The 1,202-nt window shown below is 23.1% G+C and carries 2 protein-coding genes; both read right to left on the minus strand.

Annotated elements, in window-relative coordinates; genetic code table 11:
* The coding region (locus tag AYC59_RS07185) for a hypothetical protein (RefSeq protein WP_156445522.1) at positions 1-728 on the minus strand (728 nt) is incomplete at its 3' end.
* Positions 728-913 carry a hypothetical protein gene (locus AYC59_RS07190; protein WP_066896923.1) on the minus strand — a complete coding sequence of 62 codons (186 nt, stop codon included), beginning with the start codon at positions 911-913 and terminating at the stop codon, positions 728-730. The genes AYC59_RS07185 and AYC59_RS07190, both read right to left, overlap by 1 nt.
* Positions 914-1,202: the final 289 nt, after the last annotated feature.

A 1,202-nucleotide genomic window follows, 5' to 3' on the forward strand; every position in this document is an offset into this window, starting at 1 on the left:
TTTTCTATTTTTCTCATTCCAAATCTTTTACCATTAACATACAAACTCTTATCTACTATATTTCCATTTTCTTTTATTGTAGTACTAGCTCCTGATTTAAGTCCTTTATACATTCCATATTCTTCTTTTGAACCATATCCCAAAATATCTATTTTAGTTTGATCTATTTTTACTTCATGTCTTTGCCCATCATAATAATCAAAACTTTCTTTATAATCAAAACTTTCTTTTTCAATTTCATAGAAAGGTATTTTTATTTTTTTATTTCCTATAAATATGTTAATTATTAAATCAGATGGATTGCAAAATATTGATACACTAATTTCATTATTTTTATAAATTTTAAAGGAAAAATGATCAAAATATTTATCAAAATCTAAAGTGAATTTTTTTTCGCCATTAACATATAATCCTTTTTTAAAATTTTCACTAAATTCTTCATATTCATTATATACACCATCTATTTTACCATCTTTATATATAGCTCTAACTTCATTGTCCCACATCGGATCATCATAATCATACATTTTAAATTTACTAACCCCATGTTTAACTCCTTTTAAAATATAACTTTTTTCTACAGCAACCATCCAAATATATTTTGTATTATCCTCTTCATCTGTATCATAAACATAATATAATTTCTTGAAATAATTACTATTAAAAATAGCATCTATTAACTTATATTCAAGATTTTCTAAAACTAATGCCTCTTTTAATATTTCCATTACTCCTCACCTTTTTCTATAAATTTCATTTTTCTTACTTTATATTCATTTTTAAGCTCTTTTGAATACTGAAGACTTGGAATTTCTTTACCTTTACTATCCAAATTACTAGAAGTCCATCTAAATGACATTCCTGAATATTCATCAAATTCATTAAATACGTATCTTCCATCTTTTAATTCCATATTTCCAAAATGCTTTTTTAAAAATCTTTCTAACTGTTCTCTACTTTCATATTCAACTTGTAAAATATCATTTTTTCCTGATTTTTCAAAAACTTTCTTAAAATCTTTTTATTCTATTTTAACACCTTCAACTTGTGATAAACTTATAACCTTATTACCTTTATTTGCATCTTCTATTACTTCAGCAACATTATTATATTTAGGAAGATTTTTACCAACAAAAGAAACTTAATTCCCTTTAGCTAAGATATTATTATTTTCTGTATAACTTGATTTAATTCTATTTGTA

It is taken from the genome of Pseudostreptobacillus hongkongensis (assembly GCF_001559795.1).
GTDB classification, from domain to species: Bacteria; Fusobacteriota; Fusobacteriia; order Fusobacteriales; family Leptotrichiaceae; genus Pseudostreptobacillus; species Pseudostreptobacillus hongkongensis.